The organism is Streptomyces chiangmaiensis, from assembly GCF_036281785.1.
In the GTDB taxonomy this organism is placed as follows: Bacteria; Actinomycetota; Actinomycetes; order Streptomycetales; family Streptomycetaceae; genus Streptomyces; species Streptomyces chiangmaiensis.
The window spans coordinates 1-5,838 of record NZ_JAYWVC010000331.1 but is presented as its reverse complement, the minus strand read 5'-3'; the positions used below and the strand labels follow the sequence as shown (position 1 = coordinate 5,838).

5 protein-coding genes and 1 pseudogene are annotated in these 5,838 nt (G+C 61.9%); 3 read left to right on the top strand and 3 right to left on the bottom strand.

Annotation, left to right across the window (positions count from 1 at the left end):
- From VXC91_RS41610 to VXC91_RS41600, 3 genes and pseudogenes are all read left to right on the top strand, one after another.
- Positions 1-311: pseudogene (locus VXC91_RS41610) on the top strand (hypothetical protein); the annotation flags it as partial.
- Between the two features lie 73 nt (positions 312-384).
- Positions 385-927 carry a hypothetical protein gene (locus VXC91_RS41605; RefSeq protein ID WP_329512558.1) on the top strand — a complete coding sequence of 181 codons (543 nt, stop codon included), beginning with the start codon at positions 385-387 and terminating at the stop codon, positions 925-927.
- A 129-nt stretch (positions 928-1,056) separates the two neighbouring features.
- Positions 1,057-1,254, top strand: a complete 198-nt coding sequence (locus VXC91_RS41600) for a hypothetical protein (protein WP_329512557.1) — start codon at positions 1,057-1,059, stop codon at positions 1,252-1,254.
- Positions 1,255-2,196: 942 nt separating this feature from the next.
- On the opposite strand, the gene VXC91_RS41595 is transcribed toward VXC91_RS41600, so the two are convergent.
- The 3 genes from VXC91_RS41595 to VXC91_RS41585 form a co-directional block, all read right to left on the bottom strand.
- Positions 2,197-2,718 (bottom strand): hypothetical protein, encoded by a 522-nt coding sequence (locus VXC91_RS41595; RefSeq protein ID WP_329512556.1) that lies wholly within the window; start codon positions 2,716-2,718, stop codon positions 2,197-2,199.
- Positions 2,719-3,079: 361 nt separating this feature from the next.
- The gene (locus tag VXC91_RS41590) at positions 3,080-3,661 is read right to left on the bottom strand and encodes a hypothetical protein (protein WP_329512555.1); all 582 of its coding nucleotides are present in this window, start codon (positions 3,659-3,661) and stop codon (positions 3,080-3,082) included.
- A 4-nt stretch (positions 3,662-3,665) separates the two neighbouring features.
- A partial coding sequence (locus tag VXC91_RS41585) for a hypothetical protein (protein ID WP_329512554.1) occupies positions 3,666-5,838 on the bottom strand: 2,173 nt, incomplete at its 5' end.

Sequence of the window (5,838 nt, the reverse complement as noted above, 5' to 3'; positions counted from 1 at the left end):
GGTACACACTGGCCAACGCCACCGACCCGGACCACAGGCACTATCTGCCCGACAGTTGGAACGCGGAGTTCCGGCGTTTGGGAACCCAGCAGATCGGCTGGGAAACGGGGCAGATGAACAAGCCGTACGGCTACCAGGTGCTCGGGGGCCTGCTCCGTTACGGCAACTACGACCCGCGATTCCTCACGCCCGTCGCGGAGCTCCACAAGTCGGACGCGTACTACTTGCGGCCCTCGATTCCGCCGAAGCCGCCGTCAATCACGCGTTGGTGGACAATCAGTCCATCAATGCCGACACGGCGGACGACCTGAAACGCGCCGCACGTACATCCGCCGGCCACAGCCACTCGGACGGCGCCCAGTGGAAATTGGAGAGTAGCGCGAATTGAAATCCAAGACGTACGCCATGCGTGGCATCCCGTTGCTCGTTGCCGCTATGGCGATCGCCGGTTGCTCGTCCGACGAGCCGAAGCGGGAGTTCACGGTCCCGAAGGCCCTGTGTGGCGTGTCCGTTCCGAGCGATGCGCTCTCCCGTCTGCTGCCTTCGTCCGGCAAGCACCTTGCCGTCACCGAGGACGGGAACTTGAGTGACGGATCGTCACTGTGCAATGTCTCTGTCGACGACAAGGACATGGTGCTGGTGATCAGCAGGGAGCGGATCGAAGCCGGTGACTCGGCACGGAGCATCTTGCTCAGTCGTCTCTCCGTTTCGGAACAGAAATCAGCGGAGAACGGTGCTGTCGTCTACGCCGATTGGGCAGCGGCCTCTCTGATAAAGTGCCGCGGAGCTGACGTGGAGACGGAAGACATCAGCACCCTTGTCAAGGTATTGAAGCCGGGACGACGCGACGAATCCGCCATGAAGGATCTCATTTCCGGATACACGGGAGCACTTGAGAAAGAGCAACCCTGCAAGCAGAGGTCCTGACCAATTCCGTCGACGGCCCGATGTCCATGCGACACGGGCCGTCAGGACGACAGTCGGTCAGGACCACCTCATCCTGCGTGCCTCATCCCGTGTGCCCACCAAGCCCCCGGTGCCGCAATTGCAGACATCATGAGCGACGCCCGGGCCGACGCAATCTATGAATACCACACAGCGTCGGACAATGAATTCAATGAAGCTGCAGCGGACAAGCAGAAGTGGGTGGACCGCATCGAGAAGGTTGGCGAGCGGGGCTTCCCGGGTGACTATGCGATGGTGACGGTGCTGGTCTATGCGTTCGCAGTGACCAGTCGCGAGGGGGAGTGCTGACTGCGAGTCGAATACCGCTCCCTGGTCCGTCGAGACCTAGTGATCGTGCTGCCTGGGCAATGAGTTGTGACATGCGCCCGTCTTGCCAACGGCTTCCGCGAACTGCTCGATGAATTGGCGCATGTCGGACGCATCTGAAGCGTGAGATGTGCGCGCGGTGACCCACAGCGAACTGTCAGAATTTTCGGAACTCTTGCACTCGATACGGCCGACAGCTCCCGTTTTCGAGTAAATGAACCGGCCGTTGTCTGTACTCGTGTCGCTCGGCCCGACGCCAATCGCGGACATAGCCACGTCCCTTGCCGAAACATCGGCACCTCTTCGTTCCACACTGCTGGAGAACGCCACCTCGCCATCAATCTGGAGGCGGCAGCGCTGCACATCGACCGCTGATGTCGACCGTATAACGATCTCCTTGCCAGGGGGTAGCAGAGGCTCGAGCAAGGTGCTGGAAATCTCGGTGCCGCACAGGTCCTTCGGTATGGCGTACTCGCGAGTAGGAGGGGGCGAAGAGCAAGAGGCGACTGCGGCGGCCATGAGTACCGCTCCGAAAATGACAGCGGCGTGACGGGCTCCGCCGCGCAAAATTTCCTGCATTTCGCCTTCCAATACTGTGGATAACTGACCCGTGCATCCTGATATCAGTCGGGGATCTCGGTGTCCAGTATGAGGAGCCGTAGACCGGGTTGTGCTTCCCCGGGCCCCCGACACGCTCGTCGAAGCCGGCGTCGAGTGTGTCGATGCTGCTCATCTATCGAATGCGGGCGCGGCGTTCCAGGTGACGTCCTCACAGCCGGCGGACCTCACCCGGAACACACAAGCGAGATAGGGTGAGGAGGGCTCGACTTCGCGGCAACCAAGATCGGTAACGAGGCGAGCGGACTCGAGCAGGAGACCGGCACGGCAGGGAAAGCCCATGTGGACGCACTCCCGCTCCCAGGCTCAACCATCAGATTCGGTGCACTGCTTGGACGTGGAGACCGCATCGGTGAACTCGGTGATGGCTTTCTCCATGGCCGCTGTATCGACAGCTCCGTTTTCCTTGCGGATCATGGTGAAGACTTCGTGACCCTCTTTTTGTAGCTTGCTGCAAGAGGCATGTCCCACGGCCGTCGACTGGGAAATGATGTACCCCGATTCCTCTTTCTTGACGCTGGCGGAAGACAGACCGTAGGTGCCGTAGGCAACGTTCCTGAGGGTAGTCCCTGACTCCCATTGTTCGATGACGCTGGAGACGGCGACGCGCCCGTCGACCACCAGCCGGCAACGAGTGAAGCCGGAAGGCCCGCTCTTCACGGTTGAGGTCTTTTTCCCTGCCGGAAGAAGCAGTTCGAGAGCTGAGGGCGATATAGCTGCTCCGCAGAGCGATGAGGGAATGGCGTACTCCCGCTTCTCCCCCGAAGGTCCCGACGAGCAGGCGGTCAGAATCAGACCGGTGGCCAAGAGGGCGGCGACGCGGGCCAAGGGGGAATGGGGTCGGATACGTGGCATTGTTGGATTCCTGGTTAGGAAATTTCGGTTCCAAGGTCGTCAGCCATGCGTCGTCCAGCCGTGGAGGCATCGTTGAAGCCGTCCTGAGCGCCGTAGCGTGCCCACTCGCCCACCTGGCCGGCAAACGAGAAGTGGTGCGCATTGGCCGCATCGATGGCGGCCCCTTGCCAGGGCGGCATTCCGTTCGCGGCTGTCCTCCCAGAGCTGAGCGGAGGGGAGCGCGCTGTTTTCGAGGTTGCTGCCCTGGACGTCCTTGAACAACTCTCCGAGTACGACGCTGCTGACGGTGCCAGCCGGTGGAGCGCGCCATGGAAAGAGGAAGGACGAACGGCAATCAGCGGCACTCGCTGGAATCCTCAAGCGCGTTGGTGTAGGCCCTGATCAGTTTCTTCATCGCACCGGAGTCGGACTCGTCCGGGGTGAACACCTGGACCACGGCGTACAGGGTCTGATCGGGATGATCCGGGGACTTGCAAGTGGTCGTAGTCTTTCCTACCGCACCTGTGCCCGTGTAGAGATATCGATTGTTGTCGGCCACTTGGCCGTCGTCCATCTTGTCGTATGCAGCGGCGACAGTGGAGACGCTCTCCCCGTTACTCCACCACGTCTGAATCTGCCGAACTGATACCCTGCCATCAACGATCAGATCACACCGTTTTGTCCCTCCGTTGGGAGACGAAGGCTTCACGGTGATGGAGTCACCTCCTGCCAGGAAGGTGCCAAGTAGTTCGGGATCCAGTGAGATTCCGCACTGGGCGCTGGGGATCGTGTACCTTTTCTCTTCTTCTCCGCCCCCGCTCGAGCATGCAGAAACAGCCAGTGCTCCGGCCAGCACGACAGCTACAGAAGCCGAAGCTCGGACGATTTGTGCAGGTTGGTTGAGCCAGGGGCGGAACATGAAGAGTTCCTCTCGCATGGTGTCAGATTTCGGTTTTGAGATGCGGAGCCATGTACTCGGTGTTTGTACCCGCATCCCTGAAGCCCTGCTGCGCTGCTGCGCGTGCCTTCTCATCGATGCTCATGTCTTGCAGGTCAGTTCGGTTGTGCGCCTTGGCGGCGAGTTCGGCAGCCTTCTCGCTATACGACGCGTTCTCGTCGAGGCCGCTTTCCCACCTCTCCCCCATGACGGCTCCGGCGTCGTCCTTTGCGTGGCCCTCGGCGTTCTTGAACAGTTCTTCGAGGATCATGCTGCTGGCAGTGCCGGCTGCGCCACCGGCTGCAGCTCCGGCTACTGGGCTTGCGATGAACGCTGTGCCGATGCCGATTCCCGTGCCGACAACGCCGGAGATACCGTTCTTCCACTGAGACACGGCATGATCGTAAGCGTCGTCTTTCTCGGCTGCGGGACCGGCAACTGCCTCTTGACGTCCGATGGCGAGTGTTCCCGAAATCTCGCCCGAACCGTGGGCGAGTTGCTCGATGGCAAATTGTGTGTCCTTGGAGTACCGGTCGTCCGCCAGCAGGTCCGGGTTCATGTGGTAGTCCATCAGGTTTGCCATGTAGGACTTGTTTGCTACTTCGACGGCTGCATAGCCTTCAGGGTTCTGCCCGACTGAAATGAGCAGCGCCGTCACGTCCCGGTGATTGAGCGTGGCAGCTGATCCGGCCACAGGGAAAAGCTTGTTCGTGTCTCCGTCGGAGTCGTCTGTCATGGCCCGATTGATGTCAGGGAGATACTCTGATGTGATCTGCCCGATGCTGTCGGACATGTAGCCGTTCTTGGTGAGCCGTTCGTTGTCGTCCGAGATGGAGGACACGAGGCTCTCGAAGAGTTTCGTTTGCCCCGCGTTGTGCGCAGGCGTGTCCGCCGTCGGCAGCTCGCCCGCCGGGTGCCCGGTCGTCGCCGCCTCGAGGGCCATCGCCAGGTTGTTCTGTCCGGGGTGTATGTCGTGGCCTTTGAGGTCGGTCTCCTGGGGCCACTCCCGGTCCTCGAAAAGGTACTTGAAGTTGGAGACGGCCTCTTTGTGGTCTCCGCCCTTCGGCAGGTACTCCTCGTTGAAGAAGTCGGTGGCGGCGTCCGGGCTGTTGGACAGCGCCCTCAGGTAGCCGGTCAACGGGTCGGAGCCGCTGTCGCCGCCCATGCGGTTGAGCCACGGCTCCACGCCCATGCGCTGCCAGGCCGGGTTGCGGTGCTCGCCGTTGTCGGTGAGCTTGCGTTCGGTGGCCATGAGGGCGGTGCCGTAGCTCTTGAGGAACTGGTCGTCGTAGTCGCCGACCCGCATGAGGTTGCTCATGACCTGGAAGCCCATGGGCCCCATCTGCCCGCCGATCGGATGGTCGCCGAGGGTGATCATCCTGCCCTTCCACTCGGTCATGGCGGCCGAGCCGCTCTGGGAGGCGGTGGCGAGCGTGAGGCTCAGGTTGCGCTGCAGATCGCCGTACTGGTCGACCCGCGCCTGCCCCAACTGCGCTGCCTTGTGGGGGTCGTTGATTCCAGCCCAGAACTCAAGCGTCTTCTCGGGCCCGAGGTCGGTGGCGAAACGCTCTGCGAAAAGCGGGTCGTGAGCATAACTTTTCAGCCCGGCCTTGAGCTTGTCGAACTCCGCGGGCGTCAGATCTTCCGGGTCCTTCTTGGCCAGCTTGGCCAGCTCGTCGGCTTCCTTGATGGCGGCTGCGGCCGAGTCGCGGTCCGTGTAGCTCGCGTCCGAGAACCCGTAGTCGGTCTGGTCGACCAGGGCCGTGAGCACCGTGTTCGCTGAGTTGTCGCTCTCGGTGGCCTTGCTGAGGATCTTCTGGACCTCGTCCCGGAGTGCCGTGACATCGCCCTCGTCGTGCTCCGGTGGCGTGTACCCGGACGCGGCGCGGTCCGGGTGGACGTTCATGGTCACGGTGAACGTGCCTTTGCCGGTGTCCATCACCGTCAGGTTCTTCTTGAGCCCGCGCTCGATCGCCACGGCGAGCTGCGCTTGGTAGTTCTTCAGCTCTCCGGCGGTGTCGCTGAGGATGTTGTGGATGGTCTGGGCCTGAGTGTGCGCGTCCTGGAACTCGCCGGCCGTCTTGCCGATGAACTCCTTGGTCACCTGACTGTTCTCGCCTGCCCAGTTGGCCTTGTTCGCGGCCTGGTGCAGACCCTTCTCGGCATCGTCCGCCAGG